This window comes from Pukyongiella litopenaei (assembly GCF_003008555.2).
In the GTDB taxonomy this organism is placed as follows: domain Bacteria; phylum Pseudomonadota; class Alphaproteobacteria; order Rhodobacterales; family Rhodobacteraceae; genus Pukyongiella; species Pukyongiella litopenaei.
The window spans coordinates 1986381-2012104 of sequence record NZ_CP027665.1 but is presented as its reverse complement, the minus strand read 5'-3'; the positions used below and the strand labels follow the sequence as shown (position 1 = coordinate 2012104).

19 protein-coding genes, 1 tRNA gene and 1 pseudogene are annotated in these 25724 nt (G+C 65.1%); 8 read left to right on the top strand and 13 right to left on the bottom strand.

The genetic code is table 11. The features are described from left to right. The first annotated feature begins 64 nt into the window (after positions 1-64). The gene (gene hemE / locus C6Y53_RS10030; RefSeq protein ID WP_106472310.1) at positions 65-1132 is read left to right on the top strand and encodes a uroporphyrinogen decarboxylase; all 1068 of its coding nucleotides are present in this window, start codon (positions 65-67) and stop codon (positions 1130-1132) included. Between the two features lie 37 nt (positions 1133-1169). Further along, positions 1170-1246 (top strand) — tRNA-Met (locus C6Y53_RS10025). 346 nt (positions 1247-1592) lie between these two features. Here C6Y53_RS10025 and C6Y53_RS21230 read toward each other — a convergent pair. After that, positions 1593-1907, bottom strand: a pseudogene (locus C6Y53_RS21230) (helix-turn-helix domain-containing protein); the annotation flags it as partial. Positions 1908-2001: 94 nt separating this feature from the next. Between C6Y53_RS21230 and C6Y53_RS21225 the strand changes: the two are divergent. Then, a complete protein-coding gene (locus C6Y53_RS21225; RefSeq protein ID WP_244614800.1) occupies positions 2002-3042 on the top strand; it encodes a Hint domain-containing protein in 1041 nt (346 codons plus the stop codon). Between the two features lie 219 nt (positions 3043-3261). Here the strand turns inward: C6Y53_RS21225 and C6Y53_RS10010 are convergent, their stop codons facing one another. From C6Y53_RS10010 to C6Y53_RS09955, 12 genes are all read right to left on the bottom strand, one after another. Then, positions 3262-5892, bottom strand: coding sequence for a nitrate reductase (locus C6Y53_RS10010; protein WP_106474037.1), 2631 nt, complete (start codon positions 5890-5892; stop codon positions 3262-3264). Continuing rightward, on the bottom strand, positions 5892-6221 hold the full coding sequence (gene nirD / locus C6Y53_RS10005; RefSeq protein ID WP_106472308.1) for a nitrite reductase small subunit NirD: 330 nt from the start codon (positions 6219-6221) through the stop codon (positions 5892-5894). The genes C6Y53_RS10010 and nirD overlap by 1 nt, the downstream gene beginning before the upstream one ends. Next, positions 6218-8650: a nitrite reductase large subunit NirB gene (nirB, locus tag C6Y53_RS10000; RefSeq protein ID WP_106472307.1), complete on the bottom strand. Its 2433-nt coding sequence runs from the start codon at positions 8648-8650 to the stop codon at positions 6218-6220. Before nirB ends, nirD begins: the two co-directional genes overlap by 4 nt. A 4-nt stretch (positions 8651-8654) precedes the next feature. Next, positions 8655-10346, bottom strand: a complete 1692-nt coding sequence (locus C6Y53_RS09995; protein WP_211299351.1) for an ABC transporter ATP-binding protein — start codon at positions 10344-10346, stop codon at positions 8655-8657. A gap of 5 nt (positions 10347-10351) precedes the next feature. After that, a complete protein-coding gene (locus C6Y53_RS09990) occupies positions 10352-11428 on the bottom strand; it encodes an ABC transporter permease (RefSeq protein ID WP_106472305.1) in 1077 nt (358 codons plus the stop codon). 94 nt (positions 11429-11522) lie between these two features. Further along, positions 11523-12899 carry a CmpA/NrtA family ABC transporter substrate-binding protein gene (locus tag C6Y53_RS09985; protein WP_106472304.1) on the bottom strand — a complete coding sequence of 459 codons (1377 nt, stop codon included), beginning with the start codon at positions 12897-12899 and terminating at the stop codon, positions 11523-11525. A gap of 264 nt (positions 12900-13163) precedes the next feature. Continuing rightward, positions 13164-14363 carry an ABC transporter substrate-binding protein gene (locus C6Y53_RS09980; RefSeq protein WP_106472303.1) on the bottom strand — a complete coding sequence of 400 codons (1200 nt, stop codon included), beginning with the start codon at positions 14361-14363 and terminating at the stop codon, positions 13164-13166. Continuing rightward, the gene (locus tag C6Y53_RS09975) at positions 14360-14944 is read right to left on the bottom strand and encodes an ANTAR domain-containing response regulator (protein ID WP_106472302.1); all 585 of its coding nucleotides are present in this window, start codon (positions 14942-14944) and stop codon (positions 14360-14362) included. Before C6Y53_RS09975 ends, C6Y53_RS09980 begins: the two co-directional genes overlap by 4 nt. 149 nt (positions 14945-15093) lie before the next feature. Continuing rightward, complete coding sequence (locus C6Y53_RS09970) at positions 15094-16212, bottom strand: CaiB/BaiF CoA transferase family protein (RefSeq protein ID WP_106472301.1); 1119 nt, start codon at positions 16210-16212, stop codon at positions 15094-15096. Further along, on the bottom strand, positions 16209-18356 hold the full coding sequence (locus C6Y53_RS09965; RefSeq protein ID WP_106472300.1) for a 3-hydroxyacyl-CoA dehydrogenase NAD-binding domain-containing protein: 2148 nt from the start codon (positions 18354-18356) through the stop codon (positions 16209-16211). The genes C6Y53_RS09970 and C6Y53_RS09965 overlap by 4 nt, the downstream gene beginning before the upstream one ends. 11 nt (positions 18357-18367) lie before the next feature. Further along, entirely contained in the window at positions 18368-19576 is a 1209-nt protein-coding gene (locus tag C6Y53_RS09960; protein WP_106472299.1) for an acetyl-CoA C-acetyltransferase, read from the bottom strand. Positions 19577-19622: 46 nt separating this feature from the next. Further along, the gene (locus C6Y53_RS09955; RefSeq protein WP_244614799.1) at positions 19623-20207 is read right to left on the bottom strand and encodes a TetR/AcrR family transcriptional regulator; all 585 of its coding nucleotides are present in this window, start codon (positions 20205-20207) and stop codon (positions 19623-19625) included. Between the two features lie 174 nt (positions 20208-20381). Here C6Y53_RS09955 and C6Y53_RS09950 point away from each other — a divergent pair, with 174 nt between their 5' ends. The 5 genes from C6Y53_RS09950 to C6Y53_RS09930 are packed head-to-tail and all read left to right on the top strand — an operon-like array spanning position 20382 to position 25718. Continuing rightward, a complete protein-coding gene (locus tag C6Y53_RS09950; protein ID WP_106472297.1) occupies positions 20382-21260 on the top strand; it encodes a branched-chain amino acid ABC transporter permease in 879 nt (292 codons plus the stop codon). A 3-nt stretch (positions 21261-21263) separates the two neighbouring features. Next, positions 21264-22361, top strand: a complete 1098-nt coding sequence (locus C6Y53_RS09945; RefSeq protein WP_106472296.1) for a branched-chain amino acid ABC transporter permease — start codon at positions 21264-21266, stop codon at positions 22359-22361. Beyond that, entirely contained in the window at positions 22358-23128 is a 771-nt protein-coding gene (locus C6Y53_RS09940; protein WP_106472295.1) for an ABC transporter ATP-binding protein, read from the top strand. Before C6Y53_RS09945 ends, C6Y53_RS09940 begins: the two co-directional genes overlap by 4 nt. Then, positions 23125-23886, top strand: coding sequence for an ABC transporter ATP-binding protein (locus C6Y53_RS09935; RefSeq protein WP_106472294.1), 762 nt, complete (start codon positions 23125-23127; stop codon positions 23884-23886). Before C6Y53_RS09940 ends, C6Y53_RS09935 begins: the two co-directional genes overlap by 4 nt. Next, on the top strand, positions 23883-25718 hold the full coding sequence (locus C6Y53_RS09930; protein WP_425300361.1) for an AMP-dependent synthetase/ligase: 1836 nt from the start codon (positions 23883-23885) through the stop codon (positions 25716-25718). Before C6Y53_RS09935 ends, C6Y53_RS09930 begins: the two co-directional genes overlap by 4 nt. Positions 25719-25724 lie beyond the last annotated feature (6 nt).

The window sequence follows — 25724 nt, the reverse complement described above, 5'->3', positions numbered from 1 at the left end:
AGCCGCGCCCTTGACAAATTGCCGCTTTGGCCCGACCGGTTCCGGAACGGAAACGGAGGCGGCCATGACCGGGCAGTTCGGGCAGAACAGGCAGAAAACCATCCTGCGGGCGCTGGCGGGCGAAACCCTTGCGACACCGCCGGTCTGGATGATGCGGCAGGCCGGGCGATACCTGCCCGAATATCGCGCCACGCGGGCGCAGGCGGGCGACTTCCTGCGGCTGTGTTATACGCCCGACCTGGCCGCCGAGGTGACGCTGCAACCGATCCGCCGCTACGGCTTTGACGCCGCGATCCTGTTTGCAGACATCCTGCTGGTGCCGCAGGCGCTGGGGGCGGATCTGTGGTTTGTCACCGGCGAGGGGCCGCGCCTGTCCACCGTGACCGCGCAACGCGATTTCGACGTGCTGAAACCGGCCGACGCGATCCACGACACGCTGGCCCCCGTCTATGAAACCCTGCGCATCCTGACCCGCGAACTGCCGCGCGACACCACGTTGATCGGCTTTGCCGGGGCGCCCTGGACCGTGGCCACCTACATGATCGCCGGGCGCGGCACCCCGGACCAGGCTCCGGCGCATGTGCTGCGCGAGACCGATCCGGCCCTGTTCGACGCGCTGATCGACCGCATCACGCAGGCCACCATCGACTACCTGTCCGCCCAGATCGACGCCGGTGCCGAGGTCGTCAAGCTTTTCGACAGCTGGGCCGGGTCGCTGAAGGGCGCGGCCTTTGACCGCTATGCGGTGGCCCCCTGCCGCACCATCACCGCTGCGCTCAAGGCGAAATACCCGCATATCCCGGTGATCGGCTTCCCGCGCGAAGCCGGCCCCGCCTATGAGGGCTTCGCCCGCGCCACCGGGGTTGATTGCGTGGCGCTCGACAACTCGGTCGATCCGCTCTGGGCGGCGGCCCATGTGCAGGTCGACGGCTGCGTTCAGGGCAACCTGGCCGCGTCGCATATGGTGACCGGCGGACCGGCACTGGTCGAGGAAACCCGCGCCATCCTGCGGGCCTTTTCGGGCGGGCCGCATATCTTCAACCTGGGCCACGGCATCACCCCCGACGCCGATCCGGACAACGTCCGGCTGATGATCGAAACGGTGCGCGAAACCGCCCAAGATTCCGCTTGACGCACCGCCCGCGCTGGCCTAGGACGCGCGAACCTGTGGCGGAGTAGCTCAGTTGGTTAGAGCAGCGGAATCATAATCCGCGTGTCGGGGGTTCAAGTCCCTCCTCCGCTACCAGGATTTCTCCATATTTTTCAATGCGTCGGGCGAAGTTATCTCCTAATTTCAGTAACAACGCAAAATCTTCGCCGCTTCTGCTGCGTCTCAGTCATATCGAGGCGCCGGCGGTCAGGCACAGGTAGCTGGCCGGAGATGTCGTCGCCACCTTCGCCATTGGCAGGTAGGGATAGACATCGAGATCGAGCCTCGGAGGTCGACGTTCGATCCGGCACAGCACCCGGTGTTTCACGGCGTCGAAGCTGATCGTGCCCATCTGAAGGGCGGCCCGGATTGCCGCATGGACTTCTTCCATCTCGTAGCTTTCGAACAGCCGAAGGACCTGGACGTGTTCATGCCGGCCGTGCTCCCGCAGATAGTCCTTAATGATGGTGTATCCGCCCGCCAAACCGAGCTCGCCGCGCAGCCGTTCGAAGATCCGTTTGGCTGTATGTCGCTGCTTGCGTGGTTGCTCCCGATCCTCAGACAGCCATTGATCGATGTTCCCGGTGAACCCAACCAGCTTCGGACGCCGGATCGGCGCCGACCGCTGGTAATCGGGTGGAATCGAAATCGCCAAGACCATCCGTACGCTGTCACGAGATATCCCGAAATGCCGGGCCGCTTCTCGCTGGCTCATACCCTCGGCACAGGCCAGATGAACCTTGCGATACAAATCCACGGTGAAGATCCTCCCGCCTTCCCTCCTTTAAACCAGCAAGGGCAAAGGTGGACGACTTTTACGCCGCCTGCAGCAGGCTCATCCCGCCGCTACCGTGGCCGACTTTCTCACCGCCGCTCTCAACAAATCGTTCCTTGAGTATGACAAGCGGGGGCTGGACAACCAGTGGGACTATACATCGGTGGGGCGTCCGGAAACCGGCGGCATCGAGGACCGCGACGAGGGTGACACGTTCTTTACGCTGGATGGCGAAGGGCTGTTCGGCAACGACCCCGACACGATCTACAAGGTCGGTGGAGACAAGATCGGAAATTACGAAGGCCATTTTCTGGATGACGAGGGCAATTACTATGTGATCGTTCGTGACGGGGGTGAGCTTTTCATCTTTTCGACCGCGCCCTATGAAAAGTCTTCGGCCTATCTGTCCGAACATGTGTCAACGGTCGATTTCAACAGGGGCGAACCCGAACTTGAAGGCACGGACCCTCCGCCACTGGGTGGGGATCTGGACACCTCTCTGGTCTGTTTTGCCGCCGGTACGCTGATCGCGACCCCCGCCGGAGAAGTTCCCGTCGAGACGCTTGCAGTTGGTGACATGGTCCTGACCAAGGATCACGGCGCAAAGCCCATTCTCTGGATCGGTTCGAAACGGGTGACGGCGGCAATGCTCGCGCGCAATCCGAAACTGCGCCCGATCCGCATTCGTGCCGGCGCTTTGGGCAAGGGGACCCCGACCCGCGATCTGCTGGTCTCGCCGCAGCATCGCATCCTGGTGCGGTCAAAGATCGCGCGAAACATGTTCGGCACGATCGAGGTTCTGGTCGCCGCCAGGCAGTTGCTTGCAATGGGCGGCATCGACCCCGCCACCGATGTCACCGAAATCGAGTATTTCCACTTCCTGCTCAACCAGCATGAGATTGTCGTCTCGGACGGTGCGGAAACCGAATCCCTGTTCACCGGCCCCGAAGCAATGAAGGCCGTCGGCCCCGCGGCGCGTGCGGAAATCCTGACGCTGTTCCCCGACCTCGCTGAGCAGGGCAAAGTCCTCGAAGCGGCGCGATCGTTGCAAAAGGGCAGGATGGGCCGGAAACTGGCCGAACAGCACCATCTGCATGGCCGCGCTCTGGTGGGCTAGGTCTGCCGAGGGCAAGGGGACGCCCGCTCAGCCCCCGATTTGCGCAATCGAGCCGGATCAATGCCGTGGCCGGCCCGCGGGCGTCATTGGGCAGGGCGTTGGCCTTGTCGTCAGAGTGCGCCGTTCCCGCTCTGGCGTTTGGCGACACGGGTCTCCGGTCGGTTCGGGATCGGGACCGATCCGCTCTGTATCCGCGGGTCCGCAAATGATCCCCGAGGCTCATTGCGCTGCCTCCGGGGCGGTCAACCCGCGCAGGATCGCCGCGATCTCCGAGCGGCAGGACCCGCAATTCGTGCCCGCGCCCAAGGCCTCGCCGATGGCTTCGACCGATACCAGGCCCCGGGTTTCCACGGCCTCGACAATGGTGTTCACCCCCACCCCCAGGCAGGAACACAGAACCGGGCCGGGGTTCGGCACGTCCGCCGCCGGGCGGCCCAGCAGGATGCCCTCTGCCGCCTGCCCCGGCAAGGTCACCAGATAGTCGCGCATCACCGCAACGGGACGGGGGGCGACGAACAGCGCGCCGATCAACGCTCGCCCCATGTAGAGCGCCACCCGGGCCACGCCGCGCCCGGCATCGCTGATCGACACGGCGCTGGAACCGGGGGACCGGAACAGGCGCCGGGCCTCGGCCTCCCAGTCCGCGCGGGGATCCCGGCCTGCCAGCTCGGCCCGATACCCATGTTCGGTGCGTGCCATGGCCCAGTAATCCGCGTTCGGCAACATCGCGTCGCGTGATACGGCAAAGCCATACCAGGCCGCGTCAAAACGGGTCAGCGCCACCACGCTGGCCTTGCTTTCCGGCTGGCCCGAGACCGGGTCGGTCATGGCCGCCACCAGCGCATCGATCCGGGCCGAGGGGGCGGTTTCGCCGGTCCAGTGCATCGGCGCAAAGACCTGGCCGGGCTGGACCGCATCGGTGATCCGGGCGCGCAGGATGGCCTGGCCATGCCGGTTTTGCACCTGCACGAGATCGGCCGCATGGATACCCAGGGATTGGGCGTCGTCGGGATGCAGGTCGATGAAGGGCTCGGGCAGATGGGCCGACAGGCGGGGGCTGAGCGCCGTGCGTGTCATCGTATGCCACTGGTCGCGCAGCCGCCCGGTATTGAGACGAAACGGGTAGCGCGGCCCGGTCTTCGCCGCCGGCGGACGGCAGGTGACCGGGACGATACGGGCGTTTCCGCCTGCATGGAAGAACCGGCCGTCGGCAAAGAAACGCCCGCCCGCGCGCGTTCGGGTCACGGGCCAGCGGACCGGGGCCAGCCCGGCATAGGCGCGGTCGTCCAGATCGGCGAACCCCGAGATGTCGAAATCCCGTCCGAACTGACCCGCGATGCGCGACAGCGCCGCGTGTTCGCGAAAGATCTCGGCGGGGCTGTCATAGTCGAACGCCCGGTCATGGCCCATGCGCCGCCCGACCTCGGCCAGGATCGCCCAATCGGGACGGGCGGCGCCGGGGGCGGCGAGAACAGCGCGCTGGCGGCTGATCGTGCGGTCGGAATTGGTGACGGTGCCGTCCTTTTCGCCCCAGGCGGTGGCGGGCAGCAGCACATCGGCCAGCCGCGCGGTGTCGGTCGTGGCGCTGATGTCGCTGACCACGGTGAACTCGCACCCCGCGATGGCATCTCGCACCGCGTCCGCCTCGGGCATCGTGACAGCCGGGTTCGTGTGGATGATCCAGAGCGCCTTGATCCGGCCGTCGCCAACCGCGCGGAACATGTCCACCGCCTTCAGGCCCGGCGCATCGGGCATCCGCGGCGCATCCCAGAAGGTGCGCACCGCGCCGCGATGATCGGGATTTTCCAGGTCGAGGTGACAGGCCAGCGTATTGGCCAGCCCGCCGACCTCGCGCCCGCCCATGGCGTTGGGCTGGCCGGTGACCGACAGCGGCCCCATTCCCGGCCTGCCGATCCGGCCGGTGGCAAGGTGGCAATTGAGAATGGCGTTGACCTTGTCGGTGCCGGATGTGGACTGGTTCACGCCCTGCGAATAGATCGTCACCACCTTTTCGGTTCGTATCCACAGGGCGCAGAACGCCTCGATCTGCCGGCTGGACAGGCCGGTGACCGCGGCATCGTCGGCCAGCGCCGCCGCGACCGCATCGTCATAGCCGTCCGTGTGGGACAGGAAACCGGCGTCAGCGGCGCCGCGTTCATGGATGGTCCCGAGCAGCCGGTTGAACAGCGCCACATCGCTGCCCGGCTGCAAGGCCAGGTGCATGTCCGCCCCGTCACAGCTTGCCGTGCGGCGCGGGTCGATCACGACGATCCGCGTGCCGCGGGATTTCCGCGCCGACAGAAGGCGCTGATACAGCACCGGGTGGCACCACGCGAGATTGGAGCCGACCAGCACCACCAGATCGGCCTCGTCGATATCCTCATAGGTGCCGGGCACGGTGTCGGCGCCAAAGGCGCGTTTGTGCCCCGCCACGCTGGAGGCCATGCAAAGCCGGGAATTCGTGTCGATATTGGCCGAACCGATGAAGCCTTTCATCAGCTTGTTGGCGACATAATAGTCCTCGGTCAGCAGCTGGCCAGAAACGTAGAAGGCCACGCTGTCGGGGCCGTGCCGGCCGATGGTGGCGGAAAACCGGTCCGCCACCTGTTGCAGCGCCGTGTCCCAATCGGTCTGCCTGCCGTCAACCCGCGGCGCCAGAAGACGGTGCGCCTGCCCGACGGTTTCGGCCAGTGCCGCACCCTTGGAACAGAGCCGTCCGAAATTCGCCGGATGGTCGGGATCGCCGCGCACGTCCAGCCCGCCGCGGCCATCGGGGCGCAACAGGACCCCGCACCCGACGCCGCAATAGGGGCAGGTCGACCGTGTTTCCGGCAGGCCCGAACCGTCCATCATGCGGCGCATCTCTTGCCGACCGCGTCGCCATCCAGCAGGATGCGGCCGCCGGTCAATCGCAGCGGATAGGTTGCGATGCGGCCATCCTCGCCCCGTGCCGCGCCGGTATTGAGATCAAAGACCCAGTTGTGCAGCGGGCAGGTCACCGATTGCCCATGCACGATCCCGTCGGCCAGCGGCCCGCCCTTGTGCGGGCAGGTGTTGGACGCGGCAAAGATCTCGGTCTCCGCCGTGCGGAACAGCGCCACGCAGCCGACCGGAGTCTTGACCACCCGTGCGCCGCGCAGGGGGATGTCGTCGATGTGGCCGATGTCGATCCAGCTCATTCTGCTGCCTCCAGTGTCAGGTCCGCCAGCGGTGCATAGCTTGCCGCGCGGGTTTGGGCCTGCTCGGCCCAGGGATCCTTGCGATAGATGGATTGCGACAGCTCGAAGGCCCCGATCAGCCGGGCGCGTTCATCCGCATTCATGATGCGCTCTTTCACCCAGTCCAGCCCCACCTTGCCCAGCCATTTGTAGGGCCGGTCGAGATACCTGGCGTTTTCGCGGTAGAGCTGGACAAAGGCCACGGTGACCTCGATGGCCTCGGCTTCGGTGGCAACGTCGATCAGGCGTTCGGTCTCCTTCACGTCCATGCCCGCCGCGCCACCGACGCCGACCTGATAGCCGCTGTCGACGCAGATGATGCCGATATCCTTGCAGGTCGCTTCGGCGCAGTTGCGCGGGCAGCCCGAAACGCCCAGCTTGACCTTGTGCGGGGTCCAGGACCCCCAGAGCAGCTGTTCCAGCCTGATGCCGAGGCCGGTGGAATCCTGCGTGCCGAACCTGCAGTGATCGGTGCCGACACAGGTTTTCACCGTGCGCAGACCCTTGGAATAGGCATGGCCGGAAACCAGCCCGGCCTTGTTCAGATCGGCCCAGATATGGGGCAGATCCTCGCCCCTGACCCCCAGCAGGTCGATGCGCTGCCCGCCGGTGACCTTGACCGTTGGCACGTTGTATTTGTCGGCGGCATCCGCGATCGCGCGCAGTTCGCCGGCGTTGGTGATGCCGCCCCACATGCGCGGCACCACCGAAAACGTGCCGTCCTTCTGGATGTTGGCGTGTTTGCGTTCGTTGACGAAACGGCTCTGCGGGTCGTCGCGGTAATCCAGCGGCCAATCGGCCAGCAGGTAGAAATTCACCGCCGGACGGCAGACATGGCAGCCGTTGGGAGTCTTCCAGCCCAGTTCCTGCCAGACGGCGGCCTGCGATTTCAGTTTCTGCGCCTTGATCAGCCGGCGCACGTCCTCGTGGGTGAGGTCGCAACAGCCGCAGATGGGCTGCGCCGCGGGCATTTCGAAACCCTCGCCCATCGTCATCTGCAGCAGCTGTTCCACCAGGCCGGTGCAGGTGCCGCAGGAGGCGCTGGCCCTGGTCTGCGCCCGGATCGCCCCCAGGTCAGTGGCGCCGCCCTCGATCGCGTCCACGATGGTGCCCTTGCAGATGCCGTTGCAGCCGCAGATTTCCGCGTCACGCGGCAAGGCTGCAACGGCTGAGAGAGGGTCCGCCCGGGTCCCCCCCTGATATGCGGGGCCAAAGATCAGCGTGTCGCGCATCTCGTCGATCTCGGTGCCGTCCTTGATCAGGCCAAAGAACCAGTTGCCGTCGGCGGTGTCGCCATACATCACCGCGCCGACCAGCCGGTCGCCTTCGATGACCAGCCGCTTGTAGATGCCCCGGGCCGGGTCGCGAAACACGATGTCCTCCCGGCCGGGCCCGTCGGCGAAATCCCCGGCGGAAAACAGATCGCATCCGGTGACCTTGAGCTTGGTGGCGATATCCCTGACGACAAAGGCATCGGGCGCGCCGGTCAGCGTCCGGGCCAGCACCCCGGCCTGATCATATAGCGGCGCGACGAGGCCAAAGAGATGGCCGTCATATTCGACGCATTCGCCCACGGCGTAGATGTCCGGGTCCGAGGTCTGCATATGCGCATCCACCTCGATCCCCCGCGCCACGGCCAGCCCCGCATCGGTGGCGAGGCGGGTTTCGGGCCGGATGCCCACCGCCATGACGACAAGATCTGCGCCCAGCGTCACGCCGTCCTCCAGCAGCACCGCCTCGGCCCTGTCCTCGCCGAGGATCGCCTTGGTCGAGGCGCCTGTGCGGATGGTGATGCCGCGCCGTTCCAGATCGCCGCGCAAGAGATAGCCCGCGGCTTCGTCCAGCTGGCGTTCCATGAGATGGCCCATCAGGTGAACCACCGTCACCTTAATCCCGCGTTCGGCCAGACCGGCGGCGGCCTCGAGCCCCAGGAGCCCGCCGCCGATGACAACCGCCTTTCCCCCCTGCCGCGCGGCGTCGATCATCGCGTTGGTATCGTCCAGATCGCGATAGGTGATGACGCCGGGCAGATCCCGGCCCGGAACAGGGATGATGAACGGGGCCGAACCGGTCGCGACGATCAGCTTGTCATAGGGCGCTTCGCCGTTCTGACCGACAACCACCTTGCGGCCCCGGTCGATGCCGATCACATGCTCGCCGAACCGGCAGGTCACGTCATGCCGTGCATACCAGTCATCGTCATGGGTGACGATTTCCTCATAGGTCTTTTCCCCGGACAGCACCGGCGACAGCATGATGCGGTTGTAGTTGCCGCGCGGTTCCGCGTTGAACAACGTGATGTCATAGGCGCCGGGGTCGGTATCGACGAGCGTTTCGATCACCCGGCCCGAGGCCATGCCCGCCCCGATGATCACAAGTTTCTGGGTCATGGGGTCACTCCGCTGCAATGGGTTTGGGGGCCGGGGCCGGCGTCGGTTTTCCGGGCGCGTTGCCGTGTTCGTATTCCTCGAGGAAATCGAGCACCTCTTGCCGGTAGGCGTAATAGTCCGGATGCTGCGCCAGCGCCTTGCGCGTGCGCGGGCGGGGCAGGTCGACGCTCGTGATCCTGCCGATCGTGGCCCGCGGGCCGTTGGTCATCATCACCACCCGGTCGGCCAGGAGGATCGCCTCGTCCACGTCATGGGTGACGCAGATTGCGGTCACCTTGGTGCGCGACCAGACCTCCATCAGAACTTCCTGCAATTCCCAGCGCGTCAGGCTGTCGAGCATGCCAAAGGGTTCATCGAGCAACAGCAGCTTGGGCGACAGCGCAAAGGCGCGGGCGATGCCAACCCGCTGCTGCATGCCGTTCGACATCTCGCAGGCGGGCTTGTCCATCGCATCGGCCAGTCCGACGCGCTCCAGGTAGTATTCCACCACGTCCTGACGCTCGGACCGCAACGCGTTGGGATAGACCTTGTCGACCCCGATGGCGCAGTTTTCCCGCGCGCTCAGCCACGGGAACAGGTTCGGCGACTGGAACACCACGGCGCGTTCGGGATCGGCACCTTCCACATGGCGGCCGTCCAGCTTGATCGCGCCCCGCGAGATCGGGTTCAGGCCGGCGGCCATGGTCAGCACGGTCGATTTGCCACATCCGGAATGGCCGATCAGCGAGATGAATTCGCCCCTGTCGATCCTGAGGTCGAAATCCTCGACCACGGTCAGCGGGCCTTCGGGTGTCGGGTAGATCTTGTGCAGTTGCGAGAAATCGAGGAACCGGTTGTCGATCAGCCCTTTCCGGGCCTCCCTGACCGCCGCGGGCAGGTTGTGGACCGGCGTCACGTCCGGCAGACGCCGTGTGCCTTCGACCCTGGCCTCGATGCCTACATCCATCAGGTATCCGGTGACATCGGCCCGGAGCGCCTTGAACCGGTCGCTGGCGTTCATTTCGATCCGGTCGCGCGGGCGCGGGATGTCGACCTCGAATTCATCTCCCAGCGTGCCATCCGGGTTCAGCGCGATGATCCGGTCGGCAAGGATGATGGCCTCGTCCACGTCATTGGTGATCAGGACGCAGGTCTTCCGGTCCGCCTCCCAGATGCGTTCGATCTCGTCGGCCAGGTTGGCCCGCGTCAGCGCGTCCAGCGCCGAAAGCGGCTCGTCCAGCAGCAGCATTTCCGGGTTCATCGCCAGCGCGCGCGCCACGTTCACCCGTTGGCGCATCCCACCCGAGAGCTCTCCCGGGCGACGGGTGGCGGCGTGGCTCAGCCCCACCATCCGCACATACCGGGCGACTTTCGCGGCCCGTTCCGCCCTGCTCAGGCCGGGAAAGACGGTGTCGACGGCCAGCCCGACATTTCCGTTGACCGTCAGCCAGGGCATCAGTGAATAGTTCTGAAAGATCACCCCGCGTTCGGGGCCGGGTTCGGTAACCGGCCGGCCCCGATAGGTCACGGTGCCGCTGGTGGGGTGTTCCAGCCCCGCCATCAGATTGATCAGCGTCGTCTTGCCAGAGCCCGAGAACCCCAGAAGGACGAGGAACTCACCCTCCCGAACATCGAGGTTGATGTCCCTGAGAACATGGGTGGCGTCGGTGCCGGCGCCGTAGCTCTGCGAGACGTTTTCAAGCGTGAGAATGGCCATGTCGTTCACCGGTTGTTCGTGAAGGTGAAGAGCGATTGCAGCGCGTACATCACCCGGTCCAGCAGAAAGCCGATAATGCCGATGGTCAGCACCGCGACCATGATCCGGGCGAGGCTGGACGAAGAACCGTTCTGGAACTCGTCCCAGACGAATTTGCCCAGACCGGGGTTCTGCGCCAGCATTTCCGCCGCGATCAGCACCATCCAGCCGACACCCAGCGACAGGCGCAGCCCGGTGAAGATCAACGGCAGGGCCGAGGGCAGGACCAGCTTGGTGATCTTGGTCCGGGTGTTCATTTTCAGCACCTTGGAGACATTGACGAGATCCTTGTCGATGCTCGCCACGCCGAGCGCCGTATTGATCAGCGTCGGCCAGAGCGAACAGAGCGTCACGGTCACGGCCGAGATGATGAAACTCTTGGGGAACAGCCCGTCCCCGGTGGCGGCGAGCGCCGAGACGATCATGGTGACGATGGGCAGCCAGGCCAGGGGCGAGACCGGCTTGAAGATCTGGATCAAGGGGTTCAGCGCGGCATTCGCGGTGGGCGAGAGGCCGGCCAGAATGCCCAGCGGCACGGCGACCGCGGTGGCCAGCAGGAACCCGAAGAACACGGTCTGGATCGAGGTCCAGATCTGTTCGTAATAGGTGGGGGCGCCTGTATAGGCCCGCTCTTTCGGCGCGCGTCCTTGTGCGACCAGGCGCTCGTTGATCTGTGCGACCTTGGCGTCGAACTCGGCTTTCTTGGCGAACTTGGCCCGTGCGTCCTGATGCAGGTTCACCGCCTCGTCCCAGACCTGGGCAGGGCCCGGCACGGCGCCCAGCGATGTCTGCACCCTGGGGGCCAGAACGCCCCAGAGCATGAGAAAGGCGGCGATCGCCAGCAGCGGCACGACCAGCAGGCGCCAGATATCCCTGACCTGCGCGCGCGGATTGTCACCCGCGGCAGCCCTGAGCATCGGGGTGAGCCAGCTCAGCCCCAGAACCCGGAACCACCTGTCGGCGGCGTTGATGCGGGTGAAGAGCCGCGCGCGCCGTGCCTCGCGGTCGGCGGTGGCGGCGAAATTCGGATCGGCGGTGGTCATGGGAAAAGGTCCTCGTCAGCATGGGAGCGGGCGCGCGAAGGCCGCGCAGCCAGAAGCCGGGGTGCGGGCTGTGCCCTTGCGGTGCGCCGGGACATCAGCTTTCGACATCGGTGCCGACGACGCGCTGCCCCGCCTTCAACCCGATCGGCAGGCTTTCGAGATAGGCGTTGGGCGTGCGGCCGTCATAGGGGATGGCGTCGATGACATCGGCGGCGGGTGTCGGCGCCTTGTAGCCATCGCTGTCCCAGGGGAAATCGGCCGCATCGGCCAACCCGTCCTCGACCAGCAGGCGCGCCGCCTCGAGATAGATCTCGGGCTTGTAGACGGACCGGGCCACCGCGTCATACCAGCTGTCGGGTTTGGCCTCGTCGATCTGGCCCCAGCGGCGCATCTGGGTCAGGTACCAGATCGCATCGGAATAGAACGGGTAGGTGGCATTGTAGCGGAAGAACACGTTGAAATCGGGAATGTCGCGCCTGTCGCCCTTTTCGAATTCAAAGAATCCGGTCATCGAGTTGGCGATCACATCGTAATCCGCGCCGACATATTCGGGCCGCGACAGGATCTCCACGGCCTCGGTGCGGTTGGCGTTCCCGTTCTCGTCCAGCCACATGGCCGCGCGGATCAACGCCTTGGTCACGGCCAGCGTGGTGTTGGGATTTTCGCCGGCAAACTCGGCGGTGATGCCAAAGACCTTCTCGGGGTTGTTCTTCCACAGCTGGTGGTCGGTGATGACCGGCACGCCGATGCCCTTGAACACCGCCTGCTGGTTCCACGGCTCGCCGACGCAATAGCCGTGGATCGTGCCGGCCTCCAGCGTCGCGGGCATCTGCGGTGGCGGGGTCACCGAGAGCAGCACATCCGCGCCGATCTGGCCCAGCGTGTTTTCGGGACTGTAATAGCCCGGATGCAGGCCACCGGCGGCCAGCCAGTAGCGCAGTTCGTAATTATGGGTCGACACCGGAAAGACCATGCCCATGTTGAAGGCCCTGCCCTCAGCCCTGAACTCATCGACCACCGGCGCCAGCGCCGATGCGCTGATCGGGTGTTGCGGGCGGCCATCGTCCATCCGGGCGATATGCGGCTGCATCCTTTCCCAGACCTCGTTCGACACGGTGATGCCGTTGCCGTTCAGGTCCATGGAAAACGGCGTGACGATATGTGCCTCGGTGCCGAAACCGATGGTCGCGGCCAGCGGCTGGCCGGCCAGCATATGGGCGCCGTCCAGCTGCCCGTCGATCAACCCGTCGAGCAGCACCTTCCAGTTGGCCTGCGCTTCCAGCGTGACGAACAGCCCCTCGTCGAGGAAATAGCCATTTTCATAGGCTACGGCGAGCGGGGCCATATCCGTCAGCTTGATGAAGCCAAGGGTCAGTTCATCCTTTTCCAGATCGAGCATTTCCGCAGATGCGGGGCTCGCCAGCGCGGTCAGCGCGGTCGAGGCGGCGAGGCCGAGAAGAAACTCTTTCATCGTCTATCCTTCTGATGAGCCCGGCGGAGGGACCGGGCAAACGCACGAAAGGCCACTGCACAGACCGCTGAGAAATCAGCGGTGCGCGAGCGGCCTTGCTCGGAAATTCCCGGTCGGTGGGAGAATTCGGTTCAACGCACCCCGTTGTGCGTCGATGGGTCAATCATGCGGCAGTGCAGCATAAAGGCAAAGGGCAAATCCGGATCGGAGGGCCGAACGGCACGATATTGACCGGTGGGCCGCCGGGGATTGCCCAAGAAAGCATCACTCGACACCGGATGGGTCAAAAATGCGCCCATCGAAAAACCTGTCCGGCAGCAGGATGGTCCCGCCGTTCAGCGACGCGACGGCGGTCGGATGACGAATCGAACCTTCGAGTTTCTCCGACGCGCCGGGCAGATCGGCGCCGGAAGCCGCGAGGTGGCGGCGGTAGAGATCGCTGCGAAAGACCGCGGCGGCGGCGTCGAGCGAGACCCCGCCGGCCGGTTCGTGGCTTTGCCGAAGCCGGTTGGCGATCCACCTGGCCTGGCTGCGCCATGGGAAACTGGCGGCACCTGCGTGAAACTCCACGAAATGGTCGACGCGGCGCTGGTCGCCGCTGGCCGACACGGTCAGGTCACCGGAAAGCGCCCTGTCGATCAGTTCGGCCGGCACGTCCAGATAGGTTTTGCGGGACAGGATGTTGCTGGCGGCGCCGACGCTGTCGGGATTGCCTAGCCATCGCCCGGCCCGCCAGACCGCCCGCATCAGGCGGCCGAGGAGATCCGGTTCCGTTTCGGCCCAATCGGTTCGGACCGCCAGCACCTTTTCCGGCGCAAATTCCCAGATGGACCTACCCGGCAGAATGAGCGCGCCGACGCCCTGATCCACCGCCACGGACCCCCAGGGCTCGCCGACACAGAAGGCGTCGATGTCACCCGCGGCCAGGGCATCGGCCATGAGCGGCGGGGGAACGGTGCGAATCTCGATGCCGGTTTCGCCCAGATCCGTTCCGGCGCACCAATAGCGCAGCAGCTCGACATGCATCGAAAAGGGAAACGGGACGCCAAAGATGATCGGCCCGTTCCTGTCCCTGTCCCTGTCCCCGTTCCCGGCCACGGCCAGCGCGGTGGCGGCCTTGACGGGATCGGCGAAGTCGAACCCGTATCCCGCATCGCGCAACCGCCGTTCCAGACCGCGCCCGACCCCCAGCACGTTGCCGTTCGCGGACAGGACCGATACCGCCGAGATCGGCGTCGAGACCCCGCCCAGCCCCAGGGCCATGGCCACCGGCAGCGGCGAGAGGAGATGCGCCGCATCCACCCGCCCGAAGGCCAGCATGTCGCGCAGCGACGACCATGACGGCGCGGCGACGAGGTCGAGCGAAACGCCTTCGGTTTCGGCAAACCCCAGCTCCTGCGCGACGATCAGGGGCGCCGCATCCACGAGCGGCATGAAGGCGACGGAGATTTCCACGGTCCTCATCCCAGCAGCCCCGACGCGGTGACGACGGCCCCGGCCACATCCGCCACGCGCCGACCCTGGTTCATCGCCGTCTTGCGCAATAGCGCATATGCGGCATCCTCATCGATGCTTTTGGCCTTCATCAGGAGCCCCTTGGCCCGGTCGATCACCTTGCGCTCCTCCAGCGCGCGCCGCGTTTCTGCCAGTTCGCTGCGCATCTGGCGCACCATGCGGAACCGTGCGATGGCGGTGTCCATCACCGGCCTGATGCGCGCGGGCGACAGGCCGTCCACCACATAGGCCGACACGCCCGCTTCAATCGCGGCCTGCGCCAACCCGCCCGCCGCGCCCGACACGAACATCGCCACCGGCCGCTCCAGCGGACCCGAGGCGAGCGTCAGTTCCTCGAGCATGTCGCGCGTCGGGTTGTCGACATCGATCAGGACGATATCGGGCGCATGCACCGCGATCTTGCGCCCGAGGCCACTGGCCTCGGAGATCACGAATACATCGCAATCGACGCTGTCCTTCAGGGCATCGACAATCGCGATGGCGCGATCCCGATCCTCTTCGACCACCACCACTGTGAGTTTCGTATCCATCCCGGACTGGATTCAGGTTTCAGGGACACGGCGCAAGGGATCGGCACCGGATGCCACCGGCCACGTCATCGGTTTGGCGCATCATTCAGCGGGATGATCAGGAAATGGGCAAAACAATTTCCCGTTGCGCATGATCCCGCAGCCCTCGGTCAGGCGAGGACGCCCGCGTCGCGCAAGGCGGCGATTTCTGCGGCGCCATAGCCGGTTTCCGAAAGGATCGCTTCACCGTCGCCGCCGGGGGCGGCGGGGGTCTTGGGTGTTTCGGGCTGGCTGCGGCTGAAACGCGGCGCGGGGGCGGACTGGGTAACGCCTTCGGTTGAGATGAAGGTGCCGCGCGCGGCCAGATGCGGGTGACGAGGCGCCTCGGACCAGCTGAGAACCGGTGTGGCGCAGGCATCCGTGCCATCGAAGATCGCCGCCCATTCGTCGCGCGTCTTCCGGCTGAAGACCCGCGCATAGTCATCGCGGCGTTCAGGCCACCGGCCCGTGTCCATCTGCGTGGTGACGTGGTCCCCGGGCAGGTCGGCGAGGCGCACAAGCTCGGCAAAGAACTGCGGCTCGAGCGGACCCACGGCGATGAACCTGCCATCGGCGCATTCATAGGTCCGGTAGAAAGGGGCGCCGCCATCGAGCAGGTTTGCTTCGCGCTGTTCCGACCATTGGCCGCGGGCGATGAACGAATGGACAAGCCCCATCAGCGCCGCCGCGCCATCGACCATGGCGGCATCGACCACCTGCCCCTCGCCCGAGTTCTGGCGTTCGTAGAGAGCGGCAAGGATACCGAACAGCAGGAACATGGTGCCGCCACCATAATCGGCGGCGATATTGATCGGAGGGGTCGGGACGTCACCGGCGCGGCCGGTGGCGTTCAGGAACCCCGTCAGTCCCAGGTAATTGATGTCATGTCCGGCGGTTTGCGACAGCGGCCCCTCCTGTCCCCAGCCGGTCATGCGGGCATAGACCAGGCTGCGGGGGCAATCATCCGGCCCCAGTCCCAGCCGCTCCATCACACCCGGGCGAAACCCCTCCATCAGCACGTCCGCCCGCGTGATCAGCGTCCTTGCGACCTCGATACCGCCCGGGGCCTTGAGGTTCAGCGCGATCGAACGCTTGCCTCGGTTGTTGATGTCGGTGGGGTCGGCCGGGCCGGAGGCACGCGTGATCAGAACCACATCGGCCCCGAGATCCGCAAGGAGCTGGCCGGCCAGGGGAACCGGGCCAATTCCCTGCATTTCGATGACTTTCAGCCCGGCAAGCGGTCCGCTCATGCCGCTTGCGCCTTATCGTCGCGCAATCGGTCATAGATGCTGTCGGGCACGGCGAAACGGTCGCCATACTCCGCGGCCAGTTCGCGGGCGCGCGCGGCGAATGCCTCGATCCCCTCGCCCCGGATGAACTGGATCGCGCCGCCGGTATGGGCGGGGAATCCGATGGCGAAGATGCCGCCCAGATTGGCCTCGACCTCGGTATTCAACACGCCTTCATCCATGCAGCGCAGCGTTTCGATGGCCTGCCGATAGAGGATGCGGTCGATCGCATCCCGCAGCGAGACCTCGGAATTGCCCCGCGCAAACTGGCCAAGCCCGTCCCAGAGCGTGCGCCCGCCTTCTGCGTCATAGTCATAGAACCCGCCGCCATATTGCCGTCCACCGCGGCCCATGTCGATCATCGCGTCGGTGATCCTGGACGTTGCGGTATTGTGGGCGCCGAACTTGCTGTCGACCCCGAGCCGCTGGTCCAGCGCCTCATGGGTCTTGCGCACCTTCTGGCTGAGGATCAGCGAAACCTCGTCAAAGACCTGAAGCGGCCCGACCGGCATACCCGCCAGCCAGGCGGCGCGTTCGATGGCAGCGGGTGCCATGCCATCCGACAGCAACTGGCAACCCTCGTCCATGAAGGTGCCAAAGACGCGGCTGGTAAAGAACCCCCGGGCGTCATTCACGACGATGGGCATGTAGCCGATCTGCTGGACGTAGTCATAGGCCTTGCGCAGGGTTTCCTCGCTGGTCTTGTCGCCGACGATGATCTCGACCACCTTCATCCGGTCGACCGGCGAAAAGAAGTGAAGCCCGATGAACCGGGTCGGGTCAGGGCAGGCCTCCGCCAGGATCGAGATCGGCAGGGTCGATGTGTTCGAGCCATAGATCCCGTCCTGGGCCAGCATCGGCCAGGTGTCGGCGATGACCTTTTCCTTCAACCCGATATCTTCGAACACCGCCTCGATGACGATGTCGATGCTCCCGGCCGCCGCGTTCCCGGTTGTAGGGGTGATCCGGTCCAGAAGCGCGGCCTTGCCCGCCTCGTCCAGCCTCCCCCGCGACAGCGCCTTGTCGCAGAGCCTCTCCGAATAGCCCTTACCGCGCTCGGCATTGGCCATGTCGGTGTCCTTGAGCTGGGTCGGAAGGCCGCGTTTTGCATGGGCATAGGCGATACCCGAGCCCATCATGCCGGCGCCGAGCACCGCGGCCGACCCGGCCTGCCAGCGGTCACCTTCGGGGCGGACCTTGCCGGATTTCACGGCCTGCGTGCCGAAGAAGAAGGTCGAGATCGCGGCCTTGGCCTCTTTCGAGGCCATGAGCCCGATGAAACGGCGCGTTTCCATCCGCAGGGCCGCGTCGAAATTCATCTTCATCGAGGTCACGGCGATATCGAGGATCTTTTCCGGCGCGGGCAAGAGGCCCCGTGTCTTCTTGTAGAGCATCGCCGGGGCCATGATGGCGGTCTGCCGAATCCGCGGATGCACCGCGTCGCCGCCGGGATAGCGGAAACCCTTTTGATCCCAGGGCTGGGTGTGGCTGTCGGGGTTGGCCCTGATCCATGCCTTCGCCGCCGGGACAAGCTGGTCGCGATCCGCGACGATCTCATCCACGAGCCCGGCCGCAAGCGCTGCATCCGGGCGAACCTGTTTGCCCTCCAGGAGAAACGGCAGCGCCTTTTCCAACCCCAGTTTCGCCGTCAGCCGCACGACACCGCCGGCGCCGGGCAGCAGGCCCAGCGTCACTTCGGGCAGGCCGACCACCGCCCTGGGATCGGTCACGACGATACGGTGATTGCAGGCAAGGCACAGTTCATATCCGCCGCCCAGCGCCGCGCCATTGATGGCCGAAACCACGGGAACCGGCAGTTTCTCGAGCCGCCGGTAGACGGCCTTGTTCGCTTCGACATGCGCAAACGTGGCTTCGTCGGCGGTTTCGGTCGCGAGAATGTCGTTCAGGTCACCGCCCGCAAAGAAAGTGGGCTTGGCCGAGGCGAAGATCACGCCCGCCAGCCCCTCTTCGGCCTCCAGCCGGTCGCAGATCGCGCGCATGCCCGGCTCGAACCGCGCGTTCATGGTGTTTGCGTTCTGCCCCTGCATGTCCATCGTGACGGTCACGATGCCATTGGCGTCCTTTTCGTAGATAAAATCTTCCATCCTGCTCTTTCTCACAAACGTTCGATGATAGAGGCAATACCCATGCCGCCGCCGACGCACATGCAGATCAATGCGCGGTTCAGCTGCCGGCGCTCCAATTCGTCCAGCATGGTCGAGACCAGGCAGCCGCCGGTGGCGCCGAGCGGGTGGCCCATGGCAATCGCGCCGCCCACCACGTTCAGTTTCTCGTCCGGCACGCGCAGGTCCTTCTGCAGGCGCAGGGCGACACTGGCGAAGGCTTCGTTGATTTCCACGAGGTCGATGTCGTCGATGGTCAGCCCGGCCTTGGCGAGCGCCTTTTCAGACGCCGGGCCGGGACCGGTGAGCATGATCGTCGGGTCGGTGGCGGTCAGGGCCACCGAGACGACCCGGCCGCGCGGATCGAGGCCGAGATCCCTGCCAACACGTTCATTGCCCACCATCACCAGCGAGGCCCCGTCGACGATGCCGCTGGAATTGCCCGGCGTGTGGACATGGTTGATCCGTTCGATCTGCGGGTATCTGGCACATGCCACCGCGTCGAAACCGAGCGCGCCGGGGGATGCAAAGCTGGGTTTCAGCGCGCCCAGCTTCTGCATGTCCGTGTCCGGCTTGATGAAATCGTCCCTGTCCAGAACGACAAGGCCGTTCTCGTCTGTGACCGGGACAACCGAGCGATCGAACCAGCCCGAATCGCGGGCATGTGCGGCGCGCTTCTGGCTTTCCAGCGCAAACGCATCCACGTCATCGCGCGACCAGCCTTCGATCGTGGCGATCAGGTCGGCGCCGATCCCCTGCGGCACGAACCCGGTGTCGAATGCGGTTTCGGGGTCTTCGCCCATCGGGCCGCCATCGGCGCCCATCGGCACGCGGGACATCGATTCGTAGCCGCCCGCGCAGACCAGATCCTCCCAGCCCGACGCCACCTTGGCCGCGGCGGTGTTGAACGTGTCGAGACCGCTGGCGCAGAACCGGTTGACCTGTGCGCCGGCCACGCTTTCGTCCCAGCCGGCCTTCTGAAGCGCGATCTTGGGCAGCACGGCGCCCTGTTCCATCACCGGCATCACGCAGCCCAGCATCACGTCATCGACACGCGACGTATCCAGATCGTGCCGTGCCTGCATCTCGTTCAGCAGGGTCGTCACGAGATGGATGGGTTTCACCTCGTGCAATGCCCCATCCGCCTTGCCCTTCGATCGCGGCGTGCGAATGGCGTCGTAGATATAGGCCGTTTCAGCCATTGTCGTTCCTTTCCTTGTTCCGTCCGGTTCCTTGCTCTGCCCGGTGTCAGGCCGCGTTGAATGCGGTCATACGGGGCAGGGGCTCCAGTTCGTTCTGGGTGATCGCGCGGGCTTCGGCGGGTTCGATCCCGATGCCGCGCAGGATGATTTCCGCGGCATCGTCACCGGCCTGCCGCCATGTTCGATGGCCGTTGAGAACCAGCGTCATCGCACCGAAGGTTCCCCCGCCCGCCGTGGCCGTGATCGACGCGACCTGATCGGGCTGAAACCGAAACCGTCCCGAGGCGAGCCCCCGGCGGAGTTCGACGGCGGGCATCTCGGCCCAGAAGCTCCCGAGCTTCGGCTCCAGCATGGCATAGCGCGCGATGAAGCGCCCCCAGTGCGGTTCATCGTGGACGCGCCGGATGCTGAGCCGGATCGATGCGGAGATCTTTTCCGCCGGGTCGTCCATATGGGCGCAGGCGAGGCCCATCGACTCGCGAAACTCGGCCGCGACCATGTCGCAGACCGGAACGAACAGGTCGGATGGGTCCGGGATGTTGTTGTAGATGGTGCCGCGCGCCACGCCCGCTTCGCGCGCCAGGTCGCTGACGCCAATGACCGTGCCGCCGCGTTCGGCAAAAATGCGCATGGCGGTCTGGTGAATTCGAAGAGTGGCCGCATTCATGACAAAAACACCGAATTGCAAGAGCAGTATTGACTAAGATTGAACACCCATGTTTAAAACTTGTCAACAGCGATCAACGCTGAGCGGGAGGGATTCGATGACCGATTCACTGGCGGGCGCCGCGGCGCAGAGGTTTCCATGACGGAAATCCTGCAGCTTCTGATCGGTGGGGTGGCCAGCGGCTGCGTCTATGGCCTGGTCGCGCTGGGCTTCGTGCTGATCTACAAGGCGAGCGAGGGCGTAAACTTCGCGCAGGGCGACATGATGATGCTGGGGGCGTTCGTGGCGCTCACGCTGGGCAACTCCGGTCAGCTGGGGTTGCCCTTTGTCGTCGCGGTCCCGATGGCCATGATCATCATGTTCATGCTGGGCTGGGGCGTCGAGCGCATCGTGGTCCGTCGCCTCTTTGGCCAGCCTCAATTCGCGCTGGTCATCCTGACCATCGCCCTGGGGTTCGTGTTCCGTTTCGTTGCGGGGCTGATCTGGGGCTACACGCCGCTGGTGCTCGAAACCCCCTTTGCCGGAAAAAACCTTTCGGCGGGCGGCGTGGTCGTCGGGCTGGCCGATCTGACGGCCATTGTCGTGACCATCATTCTCACGCTCCTGCTGTGGGCCTTCTTTGCCTTCACGCGGTATGGGCTTGCCGCGCAGGCCGCCAGCCAGAACCAGATGGCCGCCTATATCGTCGGGGTGCCGGTCATGCGGGTCAATTCCATGATCTGGGGCCTGTCGGGCGCCGTCGCGACCGTTGCCGGAATTCTCTACGCCACCCGGGGCGCAATCGATCCCAATATCGGGCTGTTGGGCATCAAGGCCTTTGCCGCCGCCGTGATCGGCGGGCTGGGGTCCCTGCCGGGCGCCTTGCTGGGCGGGCTGATCATCGGCGTGGTCGAGGCCTATGCCGGGCGCTATGCCCCCGGCGAATTCGCCCAGATGTCCCCCTACATGATCATGCTGATCGTTCTGGTGGCCCGTCCGGGCGGGCTGTTCGGCCAGATCCAGATGAAGAAGGTCTAGCCCATGCGCGTTGTTTTCAAGACCAGCTATGACAGCGACATCGACCTGCACGAACACGGGCGGGACCGGGTATTGATGGGGCTGCTTCTGCTCGCCATGGCGGCGCTGCCCTTCCTGGTCGGCGACTATTATCTCTCCGAGGTCACGAACACCCTGATCTGGGCGCTTGCCGGTATGGGTCTGATGATTGCCGTGGGACATACCGGGCAGGTCAGCCTGGGCCATGCGGCATTCCTGGCCATCGGCGCCTATTCCGATGCCGCGCTGATGAACGCGGGACTGCCCTTCGCGATCAGTTTTCTTCTCGCCGGGCTGCTGACCGGGCTGTTCGGGGCGCTGATCGCGGTTCCCGCGGTGCGGATGTCGGGCATCTACCTGGCGATTGCCACGCTGGCGATGTTCGTCATCGTCGAAGAGCTTGTGATCCTGTTCGAGCCGCTGACCGGCGGCATCGGCGGGATACTGGCGCCGTCGATCGAGATCCTCGGCATCAGTTTCGATCGATACGCGGCCCTGAGCAATTTCTATTGGCTGGTGCTGGGGGTCGTCGCACTTGTCACCTGGGGCTATGCCAACCTCATGCGCAGCCCGACCGGGCGTTCATTCCTGGCCGTTCGCGACAGCGAGGTATCGGCGCGGGCGCTGGGCATCAACGTCACCCAGACAAAATCGCTGGCCTTTGGCCTGTCCGCCGGGGTGACCGGGCTGGCCGGGGCTTTGCTGGGTCACTATATCGGCTTCTTCAACTACGAGCTGTTCTCGATCTTCATCTCCATCAACCTGCTGCTCGTGGTGACGATCGGTGGCCTCGGCTCGATCCAGGGCGCGTTCCTGGGGGCGATCCTGATCTCGGCGGTGCCCCAGCTCATCGCCATTCTGCGCGATGGTCTCAACGAGAACCTGGGCATCAACCTAGCGGGCATTCCGGGGCTCGACACCATGCTGTTTTCGCTGATCCTGATCGGGTTCATCATCTACGAGCCGACCGGGATCTACGGGCGCAGCCTCAAGATCAAATACTGGTTCGAGGTGTTCCCGCTGGCCCGCCGCGACGTGTTCCGCCGCCAGAAAAGCTATCTGAAAACGGAACGCATGAAATGAACCTGCTCGAGATACGCGACCTGACCGTTCATTTCGGCGGCGTCAAGGCGGTGGACGGCGTGTCATTCGACGTCGCGCCGGGCGAGATTTTCGCGATCATCGGGCCCAACGGGGCCGGGAAATCGACGATCTTCAACCTGATCAGCCGGATCTACAAACCCACAAGGGGCACGATCTGGTTCGATGGTCAGGACATCACCGGCCTGAAGGCGCAGGATATCGCCCCGCTGGGCATCGCGCGGACGTTCCAGAACATCGAACTGTTCGATCATTCCACCGTGCTCGACAACCTCCTGATGGGGCGGCACACGCACCGGAAAACCAGTTTCGTTCAGGACGCATTGTTTCTGCCGAAGGTCCGGCGCGAGGAACGGCTGCATCGCGAAAAGGTCGAAGAGGTGATCGAGTTCCTCGAACTGGAGGCGCATCGCACCAAGATGATCGCGGGGCTGCCCTATGGTGTGCGCAAAGTGGTCGAAATCGGCCGCGCGCTGGCGATCGGGCCGCGCCTGATCCTGCTCGATGAACCGGCCTCGGGCCTGTCGGTCGAAGAAACGCAGGACGTGGCGTTCTGGATCGAGGACATGCGCCGCGACATGGGGCTGACCGTGCTGATGGTCGAACATGACATGTCGCTGGTCACCCAGGTCTGCGACCGGGTTCTTGCCGTGGCAAATGGCAGGCCGCTGGCGCTCGGGACGCCGGCCGAGGTGCAGGCGCATCCCGATGTGCAGGCCGCCTATCTGGGCACGGAGGTGACGGCATGAACATCCTGTCGGTGCGCAACCTCGAAACCTATTACGGCGCGATCATGGCGCTGCGCGGCGTCTCGATCGACGTGAACGAGGGCGAGATCGTCGCCATTCTCGGCGCCAATGGGGCGGGCAAGACGACCTTGATGAAAACCGTCGCCGGTCTGATGGACCCGGAAAAGGGCGCGGTTGACTTCATGGGCGAGCCGATCGCCCGGCTGGAGCCGGACCGGATCGTCACGAAAGGCATATCGCTGGTGCCCGAGGGGCGCGAGGTGTTTCCATACCTGACCGTCGAAGAGAACCTGAAACTGGGGGCGTTTACGCGCAGGGCGGTGCCGGCCGGGGACCTGGACCTGGTCTACAGCTACTTTCCGGTTCTCCGGGAACGGCGCCGGCAGGCGGCGGGGTTCCTGTCGGGCGGGCAACAGCAGATGCTGGCCATCGGGCGCGGGCTCATGGCGCGTCCCAGGCTGATGATGCTGGATGAACCGTCGCTGGGCCTGTCGCCCCTGCTGACGCAGGAGATCTTTGACATCATCGCGCGGCTCAATGCCGAACAGGGCGTGACCATGCTGCTTGTCGAACAGAACGCCCATATCGCGCTGGAAACGGCGACGACCGGCTATGTGCTGGAAATGGGGCGGATCGTGATGTCGGGGCCGACGGAACGGCTCAAGGCATCCGACGACATCCAGGAATTCTATCTCGGGCGCACGCAGGAAACCGAACGCGGCCAGAAACGCTGGAAAAGGCGCAAGACATGGAGATGAATGCAGCTTTGTCCGGGGACCGGATCACCGTTGACAGCCACGCCACCGTCGTGTCGCTGTGGAAGGACCGGTGCGACCGCTTTGGCGACCGCGTCTGCCACCGCGAAAAGAAGCTGGGCATCTGGCAGGCCTATTCCTGGCGCGACTATTACGAAAACGCCCGCAAGATCGGCCTGGCGCTGATGGCCTTGGGGGTCAGGCCGGGCGAGCCGGTCCTGATCCTGTCCGAAGACCGCCGCGAATGGCTCTATTGCGATCTCGGCGCGGCGTCGATCGGGGCGATCCCGTCGGGCGTCTATACCACCGACAGCGCGAGCCAGCTTGCCTATCTGGCGCAGGACAGCGGCGCCAGCGTGCTGTTTGTCGAGAACGACGAACAGCTGGACAAATGGCTGGATGCCCGCGACCGGATGCCGGAGATCAGGTATGTGGTGGTGTTTGATCGCGACGGGCTGGCCGAGTTCTCTGACCCGCAGGTGACATTCCTGGACGCGCTCTTGCTGCAGGGCGCGCGCGAGGCCGAGGCCCATCCCGGCCGGTTCGAAACGGCGCTGGCCGCGGTGCGCCCCGAGGATCCGCGGATGCTGATCTATACCTCGGGCACCACGGGCCCGTCCAAAGGCGCGATCATCACCCATCGCAATGTGATGTTCCAGCTCGCGGCCTGGCCGCATGTCTATGATTTCGACGCGGCGGACGAATTGCTGTGTTTCCTGCCCCTGTGCCACGCGCTGGAACGGCTCGTGTCGGTTGAAAACCCGATCGCGGCCGGGTGCACGGTGAACTTTGCCGAAAGCCCCGAAACGGTGTTCGACAACCTGCGCGAAGTCAGCCCGCATTCCTTTGCCGGTGTGCCGCGGATCTGGGAGAAACTGTATTCCGGGGTGACGATCATGCGCTCGGAAGCGGGCGGTTTCGCGGGCCGCGTGTTCGATTGGGCGCTGCGGGTCGGGGCGGCCCGCGCGGCGGTGCTGGAACAGGGTGGCCGGCCGGGGATCGGGTTGCGGCTGAAACATGCGCTGGCCGAAATCCTGGTTCTGGCCAACCTGCGGCGGATGCTGGGGCTGGGGCGGGCGCGGCGATGCACCACCGGCGCGGCACCGATTTCGCCCGATCTGATACGCTGGTTCAACGCCATCGGCGTGCCCCTGATCGAAGGCTGGGGGCTGACCGAATGTTCGGGTGTCGGCACCAGCAACAAGGTGGGCGACAGCCGCATCGGCACGGTCGGCCCGGCCCTGCCCGGTGTCGGTCTGCGTCTGTCCGACGAGGGCGAGATCCAGATCGGCGGGCCGACGGTGTTCGCAGGCTACTGGAACAAGCCCGACAAGACCGCCGAAACCCTGACCGCGGACGGGTGGCTGAGAACCGGCGATGTCGGGCGCATCGACGATCACGGCTGCCTGACGATCACGGGCCGGATCAAGGACATCATCATCACCGCGGGCGGCAAGAACATCACTCCGGCCGAAATCGAAAGCCGGTTGAAATTCTCGCCCTATGTCTCGGATGCCGTGGTGATCGGCGACAAACGCAAGTTCCTCACCTGCCTGGTCATGATCGACCAGGAGAATGTCGAGAAATTCGCCCGCGACAGGCAGGTTCCGTTTTCGGATTACGCGTCGCTGACCCGCGCCGACGAGGTGCGCCAGCTGATCGGGTCGATCGTGGCCGACACCAACAAGGAATTCGCGCAGGTCGAACAGATCAAGGATTTCCGGCTCATCGACATCCTGCTGACCCCGGAAGACGACGAATTGACGCCAACGATGAAGCTCAAGCGGAGCTTCGTCAGCGAACGGCACTCGGAGCTGATCGACACCATGTACTGACACGGA

Bases quoted from the DNA above. Each gene is read 5' to 3' on its own strand.
- C6Y53_RS09945 (WP_106472296.1), top strand. From the start codon at position 21,264: ATGCGCGTTGTTTTCAAGACCAGCTATGACAGCGACATCGACCTGCAC.
- C6Y53_RS09955 (WP_244614799.1), bottom strand. From the start codon at position 20,207: ATGCGCATTTTTGCCGAACGCGGCGGCACGGTCATTGGCGTCAGCGAC.
- nirD (WP_106472308.1), bottom strand. From the start codon at position 6,221: ATGAGCTGGATCGACATCGGCCACATCGACGACATCCCCCTGCGCGGC.
- C6Y53_RS09965 (WP_106472300.1), bottom strand. From the start codon at position 18,356: ATGGAAGATTTTATCTACGAAAAGGACGCCAATGGCATCGTGACCGTC.
- hemE (WP_106472310.1), top strand. From the start codon at position 65: ATGACCGGGCAGTTCGGGCAGAACAGGCAGAAAACCATCCTGCGGGCG.
- C6Y53_RS09970 (WP_106472301.1), bottom strand. From the start codon at position 16,212: ATGAGCGGACCGCTTGCCGGGCTGAAAGTCATCGAAATGCAGGGAATT.
- nirB (WP_106472307.1), bottom strand. From the start codon at position 8,650: ATGACCCAGAAACTTGTGATCATCGGGGCGGGCATGGCCTCGGGCCGG.
- C6Y53_RS09950 (WP_106472297.1), top strand. From the start codon at position 20,382: ATGACGGAAATCCTGCAGCTTCTGATCGGTGGGGTGGCCAGCGGCTGC.
- C6Y53_RS09985 (WP_106472304.1), bottom strand. From the start codon at position 12,899: ATGAAAGAGTTTCTTCTCGGCCTCGCCGCCTCGACCGCGCTGACCGCG.
- C6Y53_RS09960 (WP_106472299.1), bottom strand. From the start codon at position 19,576: ATGGCTGAAACGGCCTATATCTACGACGCCATTCGCACGCCGCGATCG.
- C6Y53_RS09980 (WP_106472303.1), bottom strand. From the start codon at position 14,363: ATGAGGACCGTGGAAATCTCCGTCGCCTTCATGCCGCTCGTGGATGCG.
- C6Y53_RS09990 (WP_106472305.1), bottom strand. From the start codon at position 11,428: ATGACCACCGCCGATCCGAATTTCGCCGCCACCGCCGACCGCGAGGCA.
- C6Y53_RS09935 (WP_106472294.1), top strand. From the start codon at position 23,125: ATGAACATCCTGTCGGTGCGCAACCTCGAAACCTATTACGGCGCGATC.
- C6Y53_RS09930 (WP_425300361.1), top strand. From the start codon at position 23,883: ATGAATGCAGCTTTGTCCGGGGACCGGATCACCGTTGACAGCCACGCC.
- C6Y53_RS09940 (WP_106472295.1), top strand. From the start codon at position 22,358: ATGAACCTGCTCGAGATACGCGACCTGACCGTTCATTTCGGCGGCGTC.
- C6Y53_RS09995 (WP_211299351.1), bottom strand. From the start codon at position 10,346: ATGGCCATTCTCACGCTTGAAAACGTCTCGCAGAGCTACGGCGCCGGC.
- C6Y53_RS09975 (WP_106472302.1), bottom strand. From the start codon at position 14,944: ATGGATACGAAACTCACAGTGGTGGTGGTCGAAGAGGATCGGGATCGC.
- C6Y53_RS10010 (WP_106474037.1), bottom strand. From the start codon at position 5,892: ATGGACGGTTCGGGCCTGCCGGAAACACGGTCGACCTGCCCCTATTGC.